18 protein-coding genes are annotated in these 23995 nt (G+C 42.8%); all 18 read left to right on the top strand.

What is annotated here, in order from left to right; translation table 11 throughout:
• The 18 genes from hypF (at window position 1) to C7E02_RS00920 (ending at window position 23980) form a co-directional block, all read left to right on the top strand.
• A complete protein-coding gene (gene hypF, locus C7E02_RS00830; RefSeq protein ID WP_105308555.1) occupies window positions 1–2397 on the top strand; it encodes a carbamoyltransferase HypF in 2397 nt (798 codons plus the stop codon).
• A gap of 48 nt (window positions 2398–2445) precedes the next feature.
• Window positions 2446–2655 carry a HypC/HybG/HupF family hydrogenase formation chaperone gene (locus C7E02_RS00835; RefSeq protein ID WP_005336157.1) on the top strand — a complete coding sequence of 70 codons (210 nt, stop codon included), beginning with the start codon at window positions 2446–2448 and terminating at the stop codon, window positions 2653–2655.
• Window positions 2655–3713, top strand: coding sequence for a hydrogenase formation protein HypD (gene hypD / locus C7E02_RS00840; RefSeq protein ID WP_022279111.1), 1059 nt, complete (start codon window positions 2655–2657; stop codon window positions 3711–3713). Before C7E02_RS00835 ends, hypD begins: the two co-directional genes overlap by 1 nt.
• Before the next feature lie 20 nt (window positions 3714–3733).
• Window positions 3734–4753, top strand: a complete 1020-nt coding sequence (gene hypE, locus C7E02_RS00845) for a hydrogenase expression/formation protein HypE (protein WP_105308556.1) — start codon at window positions 3734–3736, stop codon at window positions 4751–4753.
• Between the two features lie 38 nt (window positions 4754–4791).
• Window positions 4792–5064 (top strand): TM1266 family iron-only hydrogenase system putative regulator, encoded by a 273-nt coding sequence (locus C7E02_RS00850; protein WP_005332971.1) that lies wholly within the window; start codon window positions 4792–4794, stop codon window positions 5062–5064.
• A complete protein-coding gene (locus C7E02_RS00855) occupies window positions 5058–5813 on the top strand; it encodes a nitrogenase iron protein NifH (protein ID WP_005336164.1) in 756 nt (251 codons plus the stop codon). Before C7E02_RS00850 ends, C7E02_RS00855 begins: the two co-directional genes overlap by 7 nt.
• 63 nt (window positions 5814–5876) lie before the next feature.
• Entirely contained in the window at window positions 5877–7295 is a 1419-nt protein-coding gene (locus C7E02_RS00860) for a nitrogenase component 1 (protein WP_105308557.1), read from the top strand.
• Complete coding sequence (locus C7E02_RS00865; protein WP_105308558.1) at window positions 7292–8452, top strand: nitrogenase component 1; 1161 nt, start codon at window positions 7292–7294, stop codon at window positions 8450–8452. Before C7E02_RS00860 ends, C7E02_RS00865 begins: the two co-directional genes overlap by 4 nt.
• 154 nt (window positions 8453–8606) lie before the next feature.
• A complete protein-coding gene (locus C7E02_RS00870) occupies window positions 8607–9068 on the top strand; it encodes a DUF3990 domain-containing protein (RefSeq protein WP_005336169.1) in 462 nt (153 codons plus the stop codon).
• A complete protein-coding gene (locus C7E02_RS00875) occupies window positions 9065–9535 on the top strand; it encodes a hypothetical protein (RefSeq protein WP_005336170.1) in 471 nt (156 codons plus the stop codon). Before C7E02_RS00870 ends, C7E02_RS00875 begins: the two co-directional genes overlap by 4 nt.
• A 28-nt stretch (window positions 9536–9563) precedes the next feature.
• The gene (locus C7E02_RS00880; RefSeq protein ID WP_105308559.1) at window positions 9564–10121 is read left to right on the top strand and encodes a DUF3841 domain-containing protein; all 558 of its coding nucleotides are present in this window, start codon (window positions 9564–9566) and stop codon (window positions 10119–10121) included.
• Complete coding sequence (locus C7E02_RS00885) at window positions 10097–10675, top strand: DUF3841 domain-containing protein (RefSeq protein WP_044911616.1); 579 nt, start codon at window positions 10097–10099, stop codon at window positions 10673–10675. Before C7E02_RS00880 ends, C7E02_RS00885 begins: the two co-directional genes overlap by 25 nt.
• A gap of 379 nt (window positions 10676–11054) precedes the next feature.
• On the top strand, window positions 11055–20921 hold the full coding sequence (locus C7E02_RS00895) for a type II secretion system protein (RefSeq protein WP_158682954.1): 9867 nt from the start codon (window positions 11055–11057) through the stop codon (window positions 20919–20921).
• 14 nt (window positions 20922–20935) lie between these two features.
• Complete coding sequence (locus C7E02_RS00900; protein WP_105308562.1) at window positions 20936–21799, top strand: hypothetical protein; 864 nt, start codon at window positions 20936–20938, stop codon at window positions 21797–21799.
• Window positions 21786–22217 (top strand): type II secretion system protein, encoded by a 432-nt coding sequence (locus C7E02_RS00905; protein ID WP_029731441.1) that lies wholly within the window; start codon window positions 21786–21788, stop codon window positions 22215–22217. The genes C7E02_RS00900 and C7E02_RS00905 overlap by 14 nt, the downstream gene beginning before the upstream one ends.
• Window positions 22214–23011 (top strand): prepilin-type N-terminal cleavage/methylation domain-containing protein, encoded by a 798-nt coding sequence (locus C7E02_RS00910; RefSeq protein WP_105308563.1) that lies wholly within the window; start codon window positions 22214–22216, stop codon window positions 23009–23011. The genes C7E02_RS00905 and C7E02_RS00910 overlap by 4 nt, the downstream gene beginning before the upstream one ends.
• 85 nt (window positions 23012–23096) lie before the next feature.
• Window positions 23097–23510 carry a prepilin-type N-terminal cleavage/methylation domain-containing protein gene (locus C7E02_RS00915; RefSeq protein WP_005336182.1) on the top strand — a complete coding sequence of 138 codons (414 nt, stop codon included), beginning with the start codon at window positions 23097–23099 and terminating at the stop codon, window positions 23508–23510.
• A gap of 20 nt (window positions 23511–23530) precedes the next feature.
• Window positions 23531–23980 carry a hypothetical protein gene (locus C7E02_RS00920; protein WP_005336183.1) on the top strand — a complete coding sequence of 150 codons (450 nt, stop codon included), beginning with the start codon at window positions 23531–23533 and terminating at the stop codon, window positions 23978–23980.
• Window positions 23981–23995: the final 15 nt, after the last annotated feature.

A 23995-nucleotide genomic window follows, 5' to 3' on the forward strand; every position in this document is an offset into this window, starting at 1 on the left:
ATGAAAGAAACAGTGACCAGACGAATCCGTGTCTACGGAATTGTTCAGGGAGTCGGTTTTCGTCCAACCGTAAGCCGTCACGCAACGACTTGTAATATCCATGGGAGCGTCAGTAACAAAGGTCCTTATGTAGAGATTTTCGCACAGGCGCCAGAAGCACAGGTGGATAGATTTGTGACCATGATCCGTGAACAGTCTCCGAAACGTGCAGCAATCTTGAAGATGAATATAGAAGACGTTGAAAATCCGGAAATTTATAAAGATTTTCAGATTGTTGAGAGCGAAAAGACGAAAGGGGAAATCTTTGTCTCTCCGGATATTGCAATCTGCGAAGAGTGCAAGGAAGAGATGTATCAGCCGGGGAACAGACGGTATCTGCATCCATTTATTAACTGTACATGCTGCGGACCGAGACTGACTATTTTAGATGCACTTCCGTATGACCGGGAACGTACCAGTATGAAAGAATTTCCAATGTGCCAGGACTGTGCACACGAATACCATGATCCAGAGGACCGCAGATTTGACGCACAGCCTGTTTGCTGCAATAATTGTGGACCACAGGTGTATCTGGCAGAAAGAAGCGAACGAGGACGAGACGCGGTTACTTACGCCAGACGCGTAATCGCGGAAGGCAAAATTGTGGCAGTCAAAGGAATCGGTGGGTTTCATTTGTGCTGTGATGCGACAAAGGAATCAGCCGTGGAACTTTTGCGGACAAGAAAAAAACGTCCGGTCAAACCATTTGCAGTGATGGCACGTAACGAAGAGGCGGTGCGCCGTGTATGTGAACTTAGCGAAGAACAGGAAAAGATACTGACCGGGCATCAAAAACCGATACTGTTGCTGGATAAAAAAGAAGGCGTAAGCAAACTTGCAAAATCGGTAGCTCCTTTTAATCCGAAGGTGGGGATAATGCTTCCTTATGCACCGGTTCAACTATTGTTATTTCAGTATGATGACGGCATTCAGATGCCGGATTTTCTCGTGATGACCAGTGGAAATATTTCCGGTGCACCAATTTGCAGAGATGACCGGGAAGCAAAAGAGGAACTGTCACATTTATGCGACTGCATACTTTCTCATGACCGGAAGATCCGTATCCGTGCAGACGATTCCGTGATGGATTTTTACCGGGAAGAACCGTATATGATCCGAAGAAGCCGGGGGTATGCACCACTCCCATATATGCTTTCAAAAGCGTGGCAAGGGCAGGTGCTTGCTGTGGGCGGAGAATTGAAAAATGCATGTTGTATTGGACATGATGACCGGTTTTATCCGGCGCCGTATGTAGGAGATCTGGAAGATCTTCGGACGGTGAAAGCGCTTCAGGAGACGATCACGCGGCTGACTGCTTTGCTGGAAGTAGAGCCAGAGCTTGTAGTGGCAGATCTGCATCCGAAGTACAATTCCACAATGGTGGCGCATGAAATGAAGCTGCCAATGATACAAGTGCAGCATCATTATGCGCACATTTTATCCTGTATGGCGGAAAATGACTGCGCAGGTCCAGTCATTGGCGTTTCCTTTGATGGAACCGGATATGGAACGGATGGTACTATCTGGGGCGGTGAGATTCTGTACGCAGATTATGAACATTTCAAACGAATAGGCAGTATTGAGCCATTCTGGCATGTAGGCGGAGACATTGCTTCCCAGGAAGGATTTCGTATTGCAGTCTCCATCATTGGTGGGCTTGTGAGGGAGAAAGAAAACGCAAAAAATATCATAAAAGAATTGGAATTATGTACCGAACCAGAAGCAAATGTGATTCTTACTATGGCACAGCGACATTTGAATGCAATTGAGTCTACAAGTGCAGGAAGGCTGTTTGACGCAGTAAGTGCGATCTTGGGGATTCAAAAAAGCTCTACATTTGAAGGGGAAGCGTCCATGGCACTGGAATTCGCAGCAGAGGCATGGCAGAAAGAACATGAGGCAAAGAATAAGGAAAATACCAAAAACGCCAAAAATGCCGAGAATGTCAAGAATGCCCCAAATGCTAAGAATGGTAAGCATACAGATGTTAAGGAGCATGAACATATTTTCTTGCAGACGAATGCAATTGTCTGGCAGATGATTGAGGGCAGAAGACAAGGGGAAGATGTCGGAAAGCTTGCGTATGTATTTCATCAGTTGCTTGCAATGGAGATCTGCGCAGCCTGCGAAAATGTACGAACGCAGAAGAAATGTAATCAGGTGGCGTTAAGTGGCGGCGTATTTCAGAACCGTCTATTGCTGGAACTCGTGGAAAAGGAACTTTTAAATCGAAAGTTCCAGGTATTGCGGCATCATCTGATTCCACCAAATGATGGCGGTATCGGGCTTGGCCAGGCAGTTTACGGCATGGCATATCTGAATAAAAAGAAGCAGACAGATAGTAAAAATGTAAAGTAAAAACAGATCTTGAAAGATAAAAAGAATAGATTATGGGAGGTTAAGAGCATGTGTGTTGGATTATCAGCAAAGGTAGTGCGAATAAATGAAGGCATGGCAGTGGTAGATGCTGATGGAGCAAAGAGGGAGGTTTCTGCGGAACTTCTGGATGAACTGGAGCCGGGAGATTATGTAATGGTACATGCAGGAGTTGCAATCGCGAAGATTACGGATGAAGATGAAAGTGAGACAGATCAGCTCATGGAGGATTTATTATAATGGAAGAAAAAAAGAAAACAGCCAGAGAGATCATCGAAGGCTATGATGGTCCTCCGGTGCGGATCATGGAAGTGTGCGGAACCCATACACATGAGATTTTCAGACTTGGAATCCGGAAACTTTTGCCAGAACAGGTGGAACTGATTTCGGGACCGGGGTGTCCGGTCTGTGTAACACAGGTCGGATTCATTGACGAAGCAATTTATCTGGCACTGGAAAGGCAAGTGACAATCTGTACATTTGGTGATCTGGTACGTGTACCGGGAACGAATATGAGTCTTGCCGGGGCAAGAGAAAAGGGTGCGAAAATCCGTATTGTCTATTCTCCAGTAGATGCGAAGGAGTATGCCAAAGAACATCCAAAGGAGCAGGTTACATTCCTTTCAGTCGGATTTGAGACCACCACTCCGTCTGCTTGTCTTTCTGTGAAAAAAGCAAGGGAAGAGGGCTTGACGAACTACTCGATTCTGACAGCGAATAAAACGATGCCGCAGGCATATGAAGCATTGAAGGGAAGCGCAGACATTTTCCTGTATCCGGGACATGTTAATGCGATCACCGGGACGAAGCTGTGTGAAGAACTGGCAAAAGAAGGAGTCAGCGGTGTGGTAGCAGGATTTACAGCAAAAGAACTTTTGACAGCGCTGGCAGTGGCACTGGCACGGTTTCAGGAAGGCAGGCCATTTTTTGTAAATTGTTATCCGCGTGTAGTAACAGAGAATGGAAGCCCACAGGCGCAGAAGCTGGTAGAAGAGATGATGGAACCTTGTGATAGTGAATGGAGAGGACTTGGCGTAATCAAAGGTTCAGGAATGAGACTTCAAGAGGAATGGAGCGCATTTGACGCACGGAAGAAATACAAGATTCCGCCGATTCAGGGAAAAGCAAATCCTGCATGCCGGTGCGGAGATGTTCTTCAGGGAAAATGTAAACCTTCTGATTGTAAGGTGTTTGGTAAGGTCTGTACACCACAGCATCCGGTTGGCGCATGCATGGTGTCAGGAGAAGGTGCATGTTCCGCGTACTATATGTACGGCGAAGCAGAGAAAATGAAATAAAAAGCTGGGAGTGATATATTATGAATAATGGAATAAAAGATCAGACAGTCACCATGGCACACGGTGCCGGAGGACGTCAGACATCAGAATTAATCGATAACATATTTGCGGCACATTTTGCAAATCCGGATCTGACTGCGGATGATGCGGCTGTGTTAAATCCGCCAGTTGGAAAAATGGCAGTGTCTACCGATGGATTTATCGTATCACCTGCATTTTTCCCAGGAGGAAATATCGGAAAACTGTCTATCTGCGGAACAGTCAATGATCTGGCGTGTATGGGAGCAAAGCCACTGTATCTGACCTGTGCATTTGTCATTGAGGAAGGATTTCCAATGGACAAACTGGAAGAAATTGCGTCAGCAATGGAAAAAACAGCCAAAGAAGCAGGTGTTCACATCGTGTCCGGTGACACAAAGGTAGCCGGAAAAGGGCAGGTGGACGGAGTATTTATCACAACAACAGGAATGGGACAGATTGAAGATGGAGTTAAAGTCGGCGGCGAGCTTGCGAAACCCGGTGATGCGGTTATTGTAACAGGAGATATCGGACGCCATGGCTGTACAATCCTGCTTGAGAGAGAAGATTTGGGAATTGAGGCCGATATCAAGAGTGATTGTGCACCCCTTTGGAAGACGGTGGAAGCAGTGATGAACAGGACACACGAGCTGCATGTTATTCGTGATGCGACACGTGGCGGCGTGGGAACTGTATTATATGAAATTGCGAAGCAGAGCCAGGTAGGCGTACAGCTTGACAGCGCCAATATTCCGGTTCAGCCGGAAGTAAGGGGTGTCTGTGGCATGTTGGGACTGGAACCATTGTATCTTGCATGTGAAGGAACTATGGTCATCATTGCACCGAAGGAAGAAGCAGCGAAGATTGTGGAGACATTGCGTCAGTGCCCATATTCAGAAAATGCTGCTATTATTGGTGAAATTACAGAAGAACAGCCGGGAAAAGTCGTAATGATGACGGAGATTGGAACCCAGGCATTATTGCCACAGCCAGGCGGAGAATTATTGCCGAGAATCTGCTAAGATCAGATTACTTAGAAATAAGAGCAGGGAGAGAAAGTATGGAAACAAGAGTAGCAGTGATTTCTATTATTGTAGAAAACCCGGAGGCGACGGAGCAGTTGAATCAATATCTGCATGAGTCTGGAAAATATATTATTGGAAGAATGGGAATCCCGTACCGTCAAAAAGGAATCCATATTATCAGTATTGCGATTGATGCACCGCAGGATGTGATCAGTGCGCTTTCTGGAAAAATAGGGCGTCTTAAGGGAGTGTCGGCAAAGACTGCTTACTCCAATGTCATCACCAAACCGGAGGAATTATCATGTTAAAAATTGCAGTTTATGGCAAAGGCGGTATCGGAAAATCTACGACAGTATCCAATATGGCGGTCGCACTGGCTGAAAAAGGATTATCAGTTATGCAGATTGGCTGTGATCCAAAGGCAGATTCTACGATTGCCTTGCGCGATGGAGAACCTATGCCGGCAGTATTGGATATCTATAATGAGAAAAAAGGCAATGTGACTTTGAAAGAGATTACAAGAATCGGATACAAAGGAGTTGTCTGTGTGGAGTCAGGAGGACCGACCCCGGGACTTGGCTGTGCAGGACGCGGAATTATCACTGCACTGGAGAAACTAAAAGAGACCGGAGCATATGAAGTCTACAAACCGGACGTAGTCCTTTACGATGTACTTGGCGATGTAGTGTGTGGCGGATTTTCCATGCCTATGCGGAGTGGGTATGCAGACTATGTATTTGTTGTAACTTCGGGAGAAAACATGTCCATTCATGCCGGAGCGAACATTGCAATGGCGCTGGAACGCTTCCAGAATCGCGGATATGCAAAACTTGGCGGATTTATTCTGAACCGGAGAAATGTGCCAAGAGAAGAAGAAAAAGTGCAGGAACTGGCAGAAGATTTCCACAGTGGTACTATTGGGTACCTCTCCAGAAGCGAGCTTGTAATGTCAGCTGAAGAGCAGAAAAAAACGTTGATGGAGTGTTATCCTGACAGTGAGATGGCAGATGAATACCGCGCTCTGAGTGAGGCGGTTCTGGCGATATGTAAGAACTAAGCTGCCGGGGCATTTTTGAACAAAATGTGAAATGTAGTGGGAAAGAATTTAGAGAGGGAATTTATGTTAAAACGAGTAGGACAGACGGAAATGGAGAAAAACTATGTAACCCCGGAAGGAGCCATGATCAGAATAAAAGATGCGTCCTATCCGGCACCATTTCATCCGGGATTGGAGTTTAACTCTCCGGTTCATGGAAACTGGAATATTGTACACACCGGAATGTTGATGCCGGAGACCATTCAGATATATGTCTGTGCAGATAACTGTATGCGTGGTGTTGTATTGACGGCGGCCGAGATGAATGCGGCAGATCGTTTTTCATACGTGATCATCGAAGAAGACGATCTGTTGAATGGAAATCTGGAGGATATCACAATTGAAGGCGTCACAGATGTATTAAAGAAACTGGAACGAAAACCCAAAGCAGTGCTCTTGTTTACCGTGTGCCTCCATCATTTTCTTGGCTGTGATCTTAAGATGGTCTATGAGGAACTTGACAGGCGTTTCCCGGAAATTGCATTTGTACGCTGTTATATGGATCCGATCATGCAAAAAACTGGTCTGACACCAGATCAGAAACTGCGAAAAGCAATGTATGATCCATTAAAAGTGCAAAAAGCAGATCCACATATCGTCACGTTGCTTGGACATAATTTCCCATTGGACGAAACTTCTGACATCAAACGATTCCTGAAAAAATGTGGCTGTGAACTCAGAGAGATTACGACTTGTGATACATGGAACAAGTATGAGAAACTTGGTGAAGCAAATATATTTCTTTCTATCTATCCGACAGCAAAATACGGGGCGCAGACGCTGGCAAAAAGACTGGGACGAGAACACATTTATATGCCGGCAAGTTTTGATTATGAAGAGATAAAGCAGCAGATGGAAAGACTGGCAGAGATACTGGAAAAGACATTGGTATCTAAGATAATTCAGACGTCTGAAGAACAGATAGAGACATTAAATGTGTTGATAGATGCACAAAAAGATTCCTATTACGAAAAAGAGGTTGAAGCTTGCGAAGAAACTATTAAAAAAGTAAGAGAAGTTGTTGGAGATACACCAATCGTCATTGACTATCTCATGCATCCGAGACCGCTTGGACTGGCAAAATATCTTTTAGAACATGGATTTTGTGTGGAAGCTGTTTATCTGGATGGTGTAAGCCCGGAGGAAGAACAGGAATTTTACTGGCTTAGCAAACATGCGCCAAAACTGGAGCTTCGCGCGACCATTCAGCCAAAGATGCGCGTGCTTCCAAGAAAGCATGAAGGAAAAATGCTGGCACTGGGACAAAAAGCAGCATGGTTCACCCAGAACCCATATTTTGTGAATGTAGTTGAAGGTGCAGGGTGGTATGGATTTGATGGAATCCGGAAAATGGCAGAACTTATGATCCGGGCTTACGAAGAAGAAAAAGAAGTGGAGGATCTGGTTGTGCGAAAAGGATGGGGGTGCGAAAGCTGCATATGAGACAGACATACAAAATGATACCAATTTACACGGCGGATGTGTCGGGTGTCTGTTCTGCACTTTATGAACTGGGCGGTATGACAGTGATGCATGATCCGTCCGGCTGTAATTCTACTTATAATACACATGATGAAATCCGCTGGTATGACCAGGACAGCCTGATCTACATCTCGGGACTTACTGAAATCGATGCGATTATGGGAAATGATGAAAAGTTCCTGAATGATATCATGGATGCAGCACGGGAATTAAAACCGAGGTTTATTGCACTTGCCGGATCGCCGATTCCATATATGAACGGAACGGATTTTCCGGCACTGGCAGAAGTGCTGGAACAGGAACTTGGGATTCCTACATTTTCTGTACCGACCAATGGTATGCACGACTATGTATATGGTGCAGGACTAGCTCTGGAGCAGATTGCAAGGCAGTTTGTGTCTGCAAAGGCAGTTTGCGAAGAGAAAAATATACAGCCACATACGGTTAATCTTCTTGGTGTCACGCCACTTGATTTTGGAGCATATAGCCGTGCCGGATATATGAAAAAAAATCTGGAAAAATGTGGCTGGAAGGTGTTATCAACCTGGGCGATGGGAGATGATCTTGAAGTATTGAGCCATGCACTGGAAGCAGAAGTAAATCTTGTTGTATCTTCCGTGGGATTTCGCACCGCAAAATATCTGGAAAAAGAATATAAAATGCCATATGTAGTTGGGACGCCGGTAGGAACATTTACAGAAGAAATCGTACAGGCATTGGAGAAGAAAGAACGATACCCATATAAAAGATTACGTGAAGAAAATTTGGATAAGGAGCAGCCGGGAAGCGGCAAAAACGATAAAGAAGTTATGCTGATCGGTGAACCGGTCACGACAGAGTCACTGGCTCTGGCTATTGAACAGAAATATGGAATATCAGTTCATGTATTATGCCCGTTACAGGAGACGGAAGATTTATTGTTTCGAACAAGCCGGAAGGTTCTTGGAGAGGAAGACATGGAAGAAGCTTTAAAAGATGCAGATATCATAGCAGCAGATCCATTGTACCGTCCGATCTGTTCGAAAAAATGTGAGTTCTATGAACTTCCACATCTGGCATTTTCCGGAAGAATTTACAAGAAAAAGCTGGAAAAAATCGAAGATTTCTGGAAGTATTAAAATCAATGAAGACATGGAAAAAGTCTGAGAAAAACAAGTTGTCATTAATAGAAAAATTGCTATACTATTAAGTAGAGGTAGTATAGTAGAAAAGCCTTATCATATAAGATGAGGCTTTTTGCAAAAAAATATTTATAGCAGGGGAGCATGGTTCGTGAAGAATAACATTTTATTTCATGGAAGTAATGTAACAGTATCAAAACCTAAGATTTTGATTAACGGATATTATAAAGATTTTGGGTATGGATTTTATTGTACAAATATAAAAAGACAGGCAACGCGTTGGGCATTGACTAAAAAAGGTGCATCCATTATCAATAGCTATTCTTATACAGAAAATGAAAGTTTAAAAGTGCTTCAATTTGAGACAACAACAGAAGAATGGCTGCAATTTGTAGTGAATTGCCGCAGAGGAATCGAGCATGCATTTGATATTGTAGAAGGACCTATGGCAGACGATCAGATTTGGGATTATGTAGAAGACTATATGTCCGGCAAGATTTCTAAGGCAGCGTTCTGGGAACTTATTAAGTTTAAATATCCAACACATCAGATTGTGTTTTGTACAGAGGACGCGTTGAAGACGTTACATTTTGAAAGGAGTGAAACGTTATGATGAATATATATTTTCCAGACGAAGAGATAACAGACAACGACCTCTATTTTATCTGTTATATGATAGAGCGCGTGGCGAGAAAGCTTCATCAGAAGAATAAATATGTGGTAAATACAATTGGAAGAGATGCATTAAAACATCTGATTAGTGTGGCAAATGTACTACACTGCGAAAATCCCCTGCAAGTTGAAGATGATTGGATTGAAGAATACCATCTTCAGGAAGGTGATTATGACATCACGGATGTTGACAGAGAACTGGCGGAGATTATCCCCACACCTTTGGAAATGGGAAAAGTTTATAAGAGGTTGATTATAGATACATTACAGCTTGGGGAAGATTATGTAGATGGGATTCTTCGAGTTTACAATAATGAACTCTGTAATGTGATTGACAATTATAACTGCAGTGCATTTTATGAGCCATCTTATGTGATCGCAAGAGCATATCAGAACGGTGGGTTTTAAATGAAGGTATGTAAAAAGGAGGGAGCGTATGTCGAATATTACCGTCTGGACTAAACAGCATGAAAATGTGTTAAAAGAGTTGGAGACGACCGGTCGTTACATTGTGAAGCGGGAGTATATCAGGATGGATTTGAAAGAACAGGCTCCGGTCGTGCTGGAAGCTTATGACTGGCTGGTGAAACACGGACCGGACAGAGCGAATAAACCGGCAGATGTGGAGTATCCGGTATGGGTGTCATTTACCAACGAAGGAACAATGATGAACAGTGAAAATACAGTAATTTTAGAGTTGTCACTGGATCCTGCAATCATTACATCCGTTAATATCGCAAAGTGGGGACATATTTTAAATTACGGATATATTCCGAAAGACGAAAATGACTTAAGACGCCACAGACAACTTCTGGATGATTATGGAATCAGTGATGTAAAAGCAGTTATTTCCCAGTTCTATCCACAGATTAAACGGGAGATACAAAATAGCTGGGAGCGGCTGTTTGATGATACAATCCTTATGGGAAGCGAAGCGAAATATGGAAATATATGGGAGTTGAGAAGAGAATGGCTGACAGATGTAATACGATAAGACTGTATTCTTTTCAGACTGATGTTGTATATCAGGTATTGAAACGGGACGGCGTATGTTATTCAAAAGAAGAGTATGTACGAAAAAAATATAAGGAGTCTGCGAAGGTATTTATAAATGCATATGGCTGGTTTGTAAAGGAGGCGCAGCATATAGTTCCAAAACCAGAAGGAGCCGAGTATCCATACTGGGCATTCACAGATCTTTATAATGTGGATCAGACAGGAGATGGACATGTGCTGACGTTAGACGTGCCAATAGGAGAAGCAATCTTGTTCGATATGTTCGACTGGACGAAGATTATGCAGATGCATTATATCGGTGAAAATGAATCGGAAGAAGCAACATTTTCCGAAAAATTGAAAAATATGGGGATGAATGAATTTCAGATTATGACCAGTAATTTTTATCCGGAGCAGAAAGCAAGAATTCAGGAAAGCTGGAAACGTCTGTTTGGTCATCAGCAAGCAATCGAGGCGGGGGATAACAGTGGTGTTCACAGTGTGCAGGCAGGACTGTGGTGCATCAAAGATGAGTGGATTGTAAAAGAATAATCATTGTGAGTTTTCCAAAAATATGCTATAATTACAAAAAATGTCATAATTTGACAATTAGTGACGTATCGCTATATCATCTGGGAGATGACTCCACCTCTATAGGTGGTGAGAAACAAGCTTGTATCAGTGGGGGAGTCAATCCCCCAGCTGATATAGCCTCCGGCAGGGCACACATTGTCCGGTGGACAATGGTTTTGCGCCGACCGAAACGGAGTGTAGACTTGCAGAGGTGCGCAGTAGAAGTATGTCATGCAATTGCATGACGCGCACCTCGCAGCAAGAATGCCGAGGCATTCTTGAATTTATGTAAGCAATTACTTAACGGATAAGTATAGAAAAATATTATAGCAATAAATATTGATATTGGATGATGAGTATGACTAATAAAAGGAAAAAAGGATTTACATTAGTAGAGCTGATGGTTGTCCTTGTGATTCTTGGGATTATAGCGGCAATTGCAGTACCATTATTTATAAATTATTGGAAAAAAGCAGAGTTTCGCAAAAACGAAGAAAATGCAAAGACAGTTTATCTGGCAGCAGAGTCAAGACTGACTTACTACAGATCTTCCGGACAGTGGGAACAATTTAAAAAAGAGATTCAGGATGCGGTAAAGGACACAGACAGCGAGATCGCACAGAAAGCTGTGTTCAAAGACAATAAGGATATCAGGCTGAATGGCCGCATTTATACAATTAAGCTGAACAAAAGCGCGGCAGATCAGACAAAAGAGAATAATCTGGTCTTGCGTTTGTTGGACGATTATACATATGATAAAGGATTCTTGGATGCCTCTATTTCGATCGAGATTGATATCGAGTCGGGAGAGGTCTATTCTGCGTTCTATGGATCTAGATGTAAAGGACTGAATTATAAGGCAGATGACGTTGATGGTTATTTGACCATGCAGAAGCGTGACTATGATAGCAGAAGTAAGAGACTGCTTGGTTACTATTCTACAGAAGATACCGTCAATACAGTCAATCTCGAGACGAAGCGGCTTCGTATTACAACGATCAATCTTGTAAACAGTGAAAAGTTATCTCTGGACTGGTCCAGTAACGTAGGGGCAGATCTTGGAGTAGATTATGAAGTGTCATTTTATAAAAATGATGATAATACAAAGTTATTTACCTTGAGAGTTTCACCGTTTGACATGGGACAGCAGGGCTGGAGTACAAATGCAGATTCTACGGCAGGTATGGCAACCTTAGAACTGACAAAAGCAGATGGAACAAAAGACACTTCAAATTGGATGTTCCCGGTGACATACAGTGATAACAAATATTCGGTTGTATTGGATGCTATGATGTCTGCAAAAGTACAGGCAGCTTTAGACGGCCAAACAAATGAAAGTGCGAAATCAGAATTAGAGAAGACCTCCAGTACAAGCATTACACGACTTGCTACGATTATTACAGCACTGTCAGAGCCACAGAATATATATGCAAAAGTAAAAGCGACAGCTTATACAGGTTCTTCTAATGTAAATATAAGCCAGGAGTACCGCGACAGTGAACAAGTATCTTCCAATGTGGCGAACACAATGTTCGGGGATAATACAAAAGGAAGTGACATACAGGTAGCAGCATTCCGCCATCTGTCCAATATGCGTTATTATGAGAAGAATCATGACAGCGCAACATTTACATTGACGAATAAGAATATGGACTGGGCATCTGTCGGAACCGGCCTTTATGATTTTAAAGCGGAAGCACAGCCGGATGGAACAAAAGTTGAGAAGCTTGCATGGCGCGAGAATACGAAGACAGAGACAGTGGGATTCCCGTCTATAAAAGAACTTCCAAAAGAATATACACTGACCGGAAAAGGCAGCCAGACACTCGTGTCAAATCTGCATCTGGATGAAGAATCTGTGGCAGACGATACGACAACAACCAATCTGAATGTTTCAAGATCAGAGTTCCTTGGTCTGTTTTGTGAGTTAAAAGGAACTGTGAAAGATGTTGTGTTCCGTGACCCGACGCTTATGATCGGTCAGAAAGGTGAGAATGACAGCGCAGGGAATTGTAAGTCACTCAAAGGAGTCGGAATCCTTGCGGGACGAAGCGAAGGCAAACTGACAGAGATTGCAGTTACAAGAACGAAACAAAACTCGAATACCGTTGAAACGAACGTGAAGGTAGATGTATCAAATGCAAATGTATCTGATAACAAGGACACACTCGGTGTTGGAATGTTAGTTGGAGTTCTGGCAAAATATGAAAACGGTACAATACAGACATTGAGTTCCGGAACTGTATCAAATCTTACAATTGAAGGGAAGCTGGAAGCGGTTCTTCCAAGTTCTGTAAAACAGACAGATGCGTATGGAATTGGCGGAATTATCGGATATGCAAATCTGAATAATAAAAATGGAACAATCCAAATCAACGGATGTATGAATGATGCAGATGTATCTGGCAATGTAAATACCGGAGGAATCGTAGGACGGCTGGATGGAACATTCCGTTATAATAATGGTACGAAGTATACAACATCAAAATTAAAACAGAAAGCAGATATTCTGAACTGCAATGACAATGGCTTAATCCTTTGTGACAATATCAGTACACAAAAAGCAGGTAGTACTATTGAGGGAAACTATTTTGGAGGCATTGTAGGCTACAGCAATCAGGCACTTGTATATAATGCGGTCAGTGCTTTGGGACGTTCTGGAAGTTTCCGCTATAGCAGCGATAATCAGAAAGAACTTCTTCAGGGCAGATATGTAGGCGGAATTGCCGGATATGGGGAACACACACTTCTTTCGAATTGTTCTACAGAGAAGAATGGTTATGTACTTGGAGATGAGTATGTAGGCGGAATTGCCGGAGGACTCGGCGGAGGTGTCCCGAATGCAATTCAGGCATCGACAGAAAGCGGTGCTTCTGTAACGGCCAATGCAAGTTATGTGATCGGTAACGGCTATGTTGGTGGAATCGTAGGAGAAAATGCTACGAATGTTACACTTAAGAATTGCATCAATCAAGGTGTTGCAGCAGGATACAAACGGTATGTCGGCGGAATTGTAGGATATAATCAGGCAGATTCTACAATTGCAGACTGCGCAAGCTATCTTTCTGACTATGATAATTCTGTTTACAATATGATCGTTCATAAATGGAAAGCGACAGCAAGCTTTGCCGGAGGAATTGCAGGATATAACGATGGAGCAATCACATTTTCTGATGAAAGCGAAGCAATTACTGTGAAATCCGTATCCAGTATTGTAGTAGGGCAGAATTATGTAGGAGGAATTGCAGGATTTAATGATGAAAATGCGACCATTGATGTCCATTATACACTGATTGGCGGCCGCATCTATGCATATGGGAAATGTGCCGGCGGCGCATTTGGGCTGAATGCATCTGCAAAAGTATTGAATCAGGAACTTACAATCAAACCACAGAGTATTCAGGGACAATATTTTGTTGGTGGTGTGATCGGTGCAAATGTTGTGAACCTGACACAGGATATGACTATGAACCAGATGCGCACCGATAATATTCTTGGACGTATAACAGGAGAAGCGTTCTGTGGAGGAATTGTTGGCTATCAGAGAACTTATGCTGCCAGTCAGCTTGGAACAGCAGAGCTGAAAAATGTTGCACTTGAAATACTTCCTGGACTGGACTCTAATGGAGTGCCTGCTTACCCGAGAAATACGTTGGCAGTATCACAGAATCCAAACCAGTTGACCATCACGACGACGAACAATATTCCAATCCGTGCAGGGCTGTATGCCGGAGGAATCGTGGGCTATTGCGAGAAAGACAGCTATCTGCTTCTTAAGAACTGTACGAACAGTGGAGACATAGCACAGACAGCGTCTGTCTGGAAAAATGGTGTCGTATTAGGAAGCTATATTGAAAGTAACGAAATTGGCAGAACAAAATCAGAACTGCCGTCTGGCACAGACGGAGTGGACAGTGTGCGTATGCATTTTGCTGGAGGAATTCTCAGTGTCAATCTGGAAAATCAGATTATTGACAGCTGCTTTAATACCGGAAATATGTCTGGATATGCTGGAACCGGTGGAGTAGTAGGATTAAACGCAGGTCTTGTATATCAGTGTCAATTACAGCAGCATTTTGGAAATGCAGCGCTGAACTATATTGGCGGGATTGCCGGAATCAATGTTGGGGCAAAGAATCAGACAGAAAAAAGCTATAGTTCAGGATCGAACGTTGTTCAGTACACGGCGGGAACAATTCAGAATTGTACAACTGCACAGAACAAGACCGTATCTGGAAGCTCCAATGTCGGAGGTCTGGTCGGCTGGAATCTGAATGATGGAGTTCTGACAAAAAATACGAGCAATGCTAATATTTCTGCATCTGGGAAAGAAAATGCCGGCGGAATTGCCGGACGTAACAATGGAAATATTATAATTGAAAACAGCAGAAGCGTTATTACGCGAAGTGTATCAGCCGGAAATGCAACAGGTGTTGGCGGTCTGGCAGGTATGAATGAGGCGAACGGAACGATCCGGGTTACCGGAGACGGAGAAACGAGTGGAGAAATCATTGCGGTAGACGCAGGTCTGTCTGTCAGTGGGTCTTCAAAAGTTGGAGGAATTGTCGGAATCAATCACGGTGTGGTCGGAGAGGATGGTACGACAGCGTTACCAAAACACCTGGTATGTAAAGCAAAGAACGTCCGCGCATCACATGGTTTTGCCGGAGGAATTGCCGGAGAGACAAATGGAAATGTAATCTGTGCAGTCAACCGTTCAGCAGAAGTAATCGCTTATGAGGGAACGGCCGGAGGAATTACTGCTGTAAATACGAAAGGCAAGATGATTCAAAACTGTACGAATTATGGAAAAGTAACAAGTAATCATGGTCATGCTTCCGGAATTGCGGCAGAGAATGACGGAATGATCAAAGACTGTACCGTAAAAAGCAGTAAATCAACCGAAACAACAGAAATCTACAGCCGTGGCGGCAATGAAATTGGCGCGATTACTTCATTAAATAAAGAAAACGGAATTGTAGAAAACAGCAAAACAGAACGAAATGTAGTGTTGTCCGGAGATGCTTCTATTATAGGAGGATTGGTCGGAGCCAATGAAGGAACTGTCAGAATGGTTGATAGTTCGATCATTCCAAAGGTAGACAGCAGCAAGAGCAATCTGACAGTTGGCGGTGTGGTAGGAGAGAACCGCGAAAATGCAAATGTGACAGGTATTCAGGTGAAAGTAGGCGTGACAACGGACTCTTCTGCACTGATCGGCTTCAAAGATTACCAGTATCTTGGAGGTATTGTAGGGCAAAACAGCGGAACAGTAAGTGACGCAGCATTTTCAGGAACAATTGAAGAAAAAAATGGTTCTGCCGGAAACTGTTATGGTGGAATTGCCGGAATCAATATGTCAGGTGCAGAATTAAAGAATTGCAGTGTTGGTAAAATTACGATGACGATCAACGGTGTCTATACTGCTACAAGTACAAGTACTGCAGCGCAGAAAGAGGCATTGGCAACACATGCCGGAGGAATTGTTGGTAAGAATGAAGAAAATGCGGTAATAGACGGCTGTACACTGGAAAATAATGCTGACAGCAAATTGACAGCAAAATACGGTATGCTTGGTGGAGTTGCCGGATTCAATAAAGGTAAGATAACGATGTCCGGAAGCAGTATCACACCTGATGTAATGAACGGTGCAGATACAACCGATGAACTGGCGGCAAATGCAATCGGACAGGGCTTGAGTGCAGATGGTACTTATGTAAATACTAGAAGTGCAAGTACAATTGAAAATATGAAATATAATGGCGGGACAACGTTATCTGCCGGAAAATTAGAAATGTACATGCTTCATAACGGTAACATAGGAGGTATTACAGCCTATAACGGAACAGCCGGCCAGTTGAGTGAATGCGTATCCGGAAAATGGTTCTTAAATAACAAATCTGAGGCAATCGGAGTTGGTACTGGTGGAATCATTGGTATGAATGAGTCTCAAAAAGATCTGAGCAAACTGGTAAACGGTGCTTTTGTCGGCAGACAGATCGGAAGTGGAGACACGAACCGTTTTGCCGGAGGAATCATCGGAAATCAGAACAATGCTACCGGCAGCGACTGGCTGATTGAAAAATGTATCAATTATGGTACCATTTATTGCTACAACAGCCATTATTCCGGTGGCATTATGGGACAGTGGACCGGAACCGGAGGAACGATCCAGAATTGCCGTAATTATGGAAACCTTCAGACTACATTTGCCGCAAATTGGGTCGGAGCATCCGGCGGTATTGTAGCTCAGCTATACCATGCAAATGAAAATAACGAATATAACATTATCAGTTGTGAGAATTATGGAAGCATTTATAAGAGTGCGGGTTCAGGCGGAAGCGGAGCGAATGATAGTGCAGGAATTTTAGGAAATATTACGACATATCAGGTAAGTAATGTTTCGAATGCAAACCGCTTTACAGTCAGAATATTGGATTGTATGAACGAACCGGGAGTCAGCATTTATTCAAATTCTATGGCTTCAGGAATTTTCGGATTTCTTTCCTGCGATAATGCAAATAGTAATTCAATTATAAAATCTACACCAAATGTTAAAATGCAGATTGAACGATGCAGAAATTATGCGAGACATTTAATTGGAAACAGCTTCGTTGGAGGCATTTTTGGTGCACGTTATGATGGCTGGAGCAACAACACAATTGTGAATGATTGTTATTCACCTAGCTTTGGAAATCGAGATTATAATAAAACAGGAAATCCTATTTATTCGAATGGAATCGTCAGAGGAAGTCAAAACCCGACGTTCATGAGTGCAGAAAATAGAAAAAACAATTTCTTTTATGATGGAATAGGGGAGCGGACTAACAGAAAGCAAGATGGCTATCTGGGCGCAGATTTCACAATCGGAGTTAAGACTATTGAAGGAACAATTATAAAAGGATCTGATCGATCACAGAATATAGTGAGAGTTTCGGATAATAAGCTCAGTTTTGGCAAGATTATAGAGAATACTCAGATTATGAGAAAAGCAGATGACGGAGCATACGTTGTCACACAAATATACTCAGGAGTGAACTCGATCAACGGAGCAAATTGTTATATAGATCAGGATGGATACATAAAAGACGGTTCAGGTACAAGAATTGGACAGGTGCTTTATTATGTAGGTAATGAGCAGTATCCAAATCATGATAATATTTATTATATTGGAGCAACCATCACAGATCCTTCCAAGAACTTACTTGCATATAATTCCCGTGAAAGTTATCGCCGTCTGGAAGGTGTAGAAAAGGAGAAAAATGAACTCCTTGCACCGGCTTTTGCTGAAGCAAAAGTGGAAACCGGTAAGATCACTGTAAAAGTCGTACCACAGACAATGGACCATGCACGAAATGGAAGCGAACTGTATGATAGCACGACAGCATGCGATCCATTCATGTATGAAGTGCGGGTGGCAAACGGAACGAATGAAAAGATTTACAAGATTTATTCCGAAAACGAAAGCTTTTCTATTTCAAAAGAAATAACAGGAAAGGTAAAGATTTCTGTTCGCGCAGTCAGTATGTTTGACGATGTGGAGCCTTCGAAGTGGTATGATCTGCCGGAACAAAGTATCAACAAAGTACTTCCGGATCCGGATGTAAGGATTGAACTTATTTCAAAACAGAATGCAGATAACAACCATGTTTACCGGTTTGTACTCAATAATCTGGATGAATACAATGCAACAGATGAAAATGGTAACGCTATTTATCCAAACTGGCAGGTGAAGATCAAGGTTGCAGGAATTGGTAATCTGACGCTGAATGCATCGAATCCGACAGGAACAATGAAAGTGGCACACAGAGAAGATGGGGCTTATACTTACCAGATGACAGCCCAGGCATCTACTACAAGTGGAACAACCATGGCAGAGTCGTCCAAAGAGATTTCCACAGCGACACAGCTCCCAGGATACAGACCGCCAATTACTTTGAAGGAATGGAATCCACAGTTGGTACAGAACGTAACGGTTACAGGAACAACACTGGATGACCTTTCGGTAAAAGTCGAGCTGGATGCCAAAAATCAGAAAATGAATACCCCGCCAATCTACCGTGCAGAGTTGATCGGTACGTGGAATGGTGAAGAAAACGTTGTATTTGCAAAAGAAGATATTCTGACCGTATCGGCCGGAAAAGCTTCTGCAACATTTACAAATCTGCCAGAGTACATAGGGCAGGCAAGTAACTTAAGAGTACGTATCTGGTATGCATCTTCTGGTCTTGGTCCGGTATATACTTATTACGATGTAGATGCCAGCCAGATTACAGAAGCAAATGTAAAAGAACTGACAGATGTGGATGAAAATGGAACTGCACAGTGGACGTACTCACACAGCACGATACTGGAAAACTATGCAGGATATTTTACAAATTATCAAAATGTAACATCTAAGCTTTGGGAGTGGCTTCCGGCACCTGTACTTGAAGGAGCAGATCTGGATACATATCTGGAGCCGGTCATCGGAACCAATGGTGAGATGTTGTATACATTCACATGGGATTCAGATATAGCAGGCACTTCATCATCGGAATATCAGGTGTCTATGACGGGTGTTGACGTATCTGGCAGAGAAGTGAAGATCAATCTTGGTGATGCTTATACAGGAGGCAAGTCACTGACAGTTGATGGTACAGACTGGAATTACTCCAAGATAAAACTGAAAGTGACGCGTGTTGGAAAAAATACGTCTGCAGTAAAACAGATCGGCCTTGCAACAACCGGAACTTACAATGTAAAACAAAGACTGGAACAGCCATCACAGTTGACAGCCGAGAATCCGGATACCAATGAATTGATCTACAGATTATCCTGGTCACAGATCACATCAGAGGAAGGCTGTAACGGATATCAGGCATATATACGTGTATATGATGACAAAGAAAAACTTGGTGAAGAGAAAGAACTGGGTACTCAGGTCACAACTGCGCAGAATGCCAGCGGTACATATAGCGAAGATGTGGATCTGGAAGCATATGCAGGTAAGCGTGTAGTCATTTACCTGAAAGCAAAAGCAGCTGCAGACAGTGCGTACCTTGACAGTGTGGCAGGTATTACAAATGAACTTGAAATACCGACCCGTTTGCCGAAACCGAAGGTTACATGGCAGACAAACTGGACACATCACGCGGACAACTATATTGCAGCAGAAGCATTTACAAATGGAGGAATGACCGTTACTCTTACACCGAATGATAATGCCAGCGTACCGCCGGGAGGCAGTGCATATCTGTTAAAGGCTTATGTCTATGACAGCGCGGCAAAAGCAAAAGCGGCAACACAGACAGACCCGGGAGATTATGTTCAGGCATATCCAATCGAAGGGTCAGTTGCACAGATGGAAGTGGCAGATCATAAGTATTCACAGGATATGCAAGGACTGTCAATCCAATATGCAGGAAAATGGATTGTATTTTACGCAAGAATTTCATCTGGCGGTGGAAATATCAGTTCCGAGTGGACGAGGTCAGACAGCTACAGACTTCCGTATGTAAAACTTCAGTCACCACAGGTTGAGTCAAATGAAGCCGATACAGAGCTTACGGCAAATGTTTCAACAACACCGGAGGTTGCGGGAGAAGATAAGGTATGGACAGCGAAGCAGACGGTACTGAGCTGGAACAGTGTAGATTGTGCAGATATATTTACACTGAATCTGAATGGAACCATTAAAGATGCGTCAGCCCAGGGAGGTAAGACACAACTGGACAAAAAGGTCCGTATGATAGAAACTGCGGATGGAGTACAGGTTCAGGTATACCGTCTGGTTGAGGTTCAAAAAGAGATAAACGGTGAAATAAGGACTGTGGAAGAATGGCAGTGGGTAACAATTGACGAGAATGACACTGCAAGTCAGTATCCGGAAGGAACACCGGAGACAGAAATCCACCACGAATTCGACATTACCGACTACAGTGTGAAGATTACATCCGCATACAAAGCGGAAAATGGTTCCACACCGACTTACGAACTCACACTTTCAACAAAGCTTGATGTTGTGAAGAATGCAGATGGTACATACAGTTATACCTTGAAGCTTCCGGATGTGTCAGATGTCAAAGCAGAAGATGGAAATGTAGAACATACGAACTTTCATATTTCTAATAGCATGGTCTTTAAGGCAAATGTGACAGAGAATATTGAGGAAGATCAGATCCTTCAGAAGAGTGAGGCTTATGTGGAGTCTGATGAGACGAAGGTGGAGTGGAAGAACAACTAAAGGAGAAAGAATTTATGAAATGTAAAGGCTGGCAGCAATTGCGGGCAAATGCAAAAAACGGAATATCGATGGCACTTGTGCTTTGCGTATCTGCATTTTTTATTGCATTTGCTGCTGCCATCCTGTACACAGCAGGAATGCTGACTGCCCAGTCGAATCAGAGATTAAAAGAAGAACGATGCTATCAACTGGCAAAAAGTTATTCAGATGTGTTGAAAAATGAGCTGACAAAATATGACAAAAAGTATACAGATGATGGAAGCACGGTTGGAGATGGCACTTTTTATGCATTTGCAAATAAATTCCTTGATGATGAAAAATATCTAGAGTATAATTCTGACTATAAAGATAGCACAAAGTACAATTTTGTCGAAGATGGTTCGAATTTGTCTGATATATCTAGTTCTCCGTTGTCAGATAAAGGTTATGGCAACATTTCCGTGACGTTAAAAAAGGAACAGAACAGTGATGAAAATGTAGATAAAATTTTGAGTGGTGGTGAGATTACCGGCTCTTCAGGAGGAGATTATTCCAGTGCGATCAAGAACATTGAGAATACGACAGTCCGCCAGTACATATTTACGGTAGAAGTGACTGCATATTATGAAGATGCTGCTTACACATATCGTACAGAGTATACGAGAGCGGAGAAATATCCGGTCACATTTACACATAATGGCAAAACAATTGTGTGGATAGAGAATGCCGGAGGCGGCGGTATATGGAAAGTCGGCAACAGTAGTGGAGGGGTGTATACAATTGAGGATAATACGCCAATCCATTACATGTATAACCGGACAGCATCGACCTCCTGTCGATTTGAAGAGAACATATATCAGGATAGTCAGGAAGGAGGAGATACAAGTGCGGCCAATTAAGAAATCAAGGGCGAATGCCGGCGAAACGTTGGTGGAAGTAGTAGCCAGTATCTTTATATTTCTGATATTAATGGGAATCTTACAGGGGGCAATTACTTATAGCAGTAATTCCCTGAAGAAAAATAAAGAAATTCGAAGTGACAATGCAAAAATCATGGAAGCATTGCAGAATACAGAAGTGACTTCCGTAGAGAACAATAAGAGTATTGATTTTAACGCGACAAACTCCGATATGTCGATCAAAGGAAATCATGTATTTTCAGTAGCAACGGATTTGAATAAAAAAATTGTGACTTATACGGATTCAAAAGGAGAAGAACAGACAATCACATTCTACCTTTATGGAAGTCCGGATGCAGACGCATCACAGAATGAGGAACAGGTACATACAACACCAGAGGGTGGTGGCAATTCGTGAAATTAACAGATAGAAGACAAGCTGGAAAAAGAAAAGAACAATTGTCACATGCGAAGAACCTTGTAAAAGACCGAAAAGGAACAACGCTTGTTGAGACAATGGTCACATTATTTCTCATCAGCATTCTGATGGCAATGGCGGCAAGCGCCTTAAGCTCCGCCTCCAGAATATTTGTCCGGATCCAGAAGACCCAGTATGCACAGTCTGTTTTAGATACAACTATGACGGAACTTCGGACGATCACAAAGGACGCGGCCGGGTATGTAAAATTATATGAAAGAACAACCGCGATGGAAGATAATTATGGTGGTTCAAAGGGGACAAATACAAAAGGAAATGCAATTGAATTCATGACTCCGGAAGGTTTTGTAGAATTAGTGTCTGCCAATGGCTGCCCAGAGACAGAAATCCATATAGGCGATAAAGTCACAGGAACAGCAAATGCAGTTGAGACGGGGCAGTTACTGACCCGGTACTACTTTCGAAACAGTAACACCGGACAATATATCTTTACTCAGAATGGAAAGCCCGTCGCAAGAGCCGTAGCAAATGTGTTCACAAAAGGCTTTTATATGGGCAATTACGTGGAGGTAGAATATTCGTATCCGGCGAAGGTATCGGATGGAAGCAAGATAAGCAGCATTACAGCAAAAGTGACTGTCTATTCGGAGTATGATAAAGCAACAAAAAGTTTAAAAAATGTGATGGCAACTGATACAGAAGTTCTGGAATTCCGCAATCCGATCACAGTAAAAGGAAATGCAGATTCCGCTATCACAGCAATTCATGAATAGATTATATTAATAATGGTATGAACGCTTGCACCGAGGCGTTTATATAGATTCTCAAAAGAAAAAAGCAATAAAGGAGACGAGAAAAATGTTTAAGAAATTAAAAGAGAAAAAAGGATTCACATTAGTAGAGCTGATCGTAGTATTAGTAATTCTGGCAATCCTTGCTGCACTGTTAATCCCAGCACTGACAAAGTATATTGATAAGGCAAAAGAAAAATCAATCACAGCAGAGACACGTCAGGTTGTAATGGCTGCACAGACACTTGTAGATGAAAAATGGGCTGGAGATCAGAAAACACCAATCACAATTGGTGAAAAGGGAACAGGAATTATTTCATACGATGATGTAAAAGATTTAGCAGAAGTAAAAGATGGAACTATTTCAGACGTAACAATTACAGGTGGAAAAATTACACAATTAATATTTACGCATGCAGGAAAGAAGTGTGTATATAATCCAGATGGATCACCAAAATATGCAGTTTCTGCGGATAAATAATTTTAGAAAGGCATGAACTCATGAGCCAACAACAGCAAGAATCAAAAGTTACTCAAATTAAATATCGTTGGATCAAGAGTTTACTTACGATCTTAATTATTATCCTGCTTGCAATAGTGACAGTGATACCCGGAGCGCTCCGACTTTTACATCGGGCAGACGCTCAAGTGGCTCTGGGGCATGCAAAATCGGTGCGGCTGGCGCTCCAGGTAACTGGACAGGAATGCTATGGCAGGAGTGGTACTTTTTTCGACGCTTCCCAGGAGGGAGGCGTCACTGAGAGTATCCGGACAGAAGTGCTTAACTTAAGCAAAGCACCGGGAGATTTCTGGGTGCTTCAGATGGCAGAGGACGGATATACTGTTGAAAAGTTCGTTTACCGGGAAGGTGATTACACCGTCTGGTACACATTAGATTCAAAATCATATACGGTCTACTATGAAGACTATATGGCTGGCAAAGAAGAATAAGACAGATGAGTAGAA

It is taken from the genome of Dorea sp. Marseille-P4042, from assembly GCF_900290215.1.
Lineage (GTDB): Bacteria > Bacillota > Clostridia > Lachnospirales > Lachnospiraceae > Dorea > Dorea formicigenerans.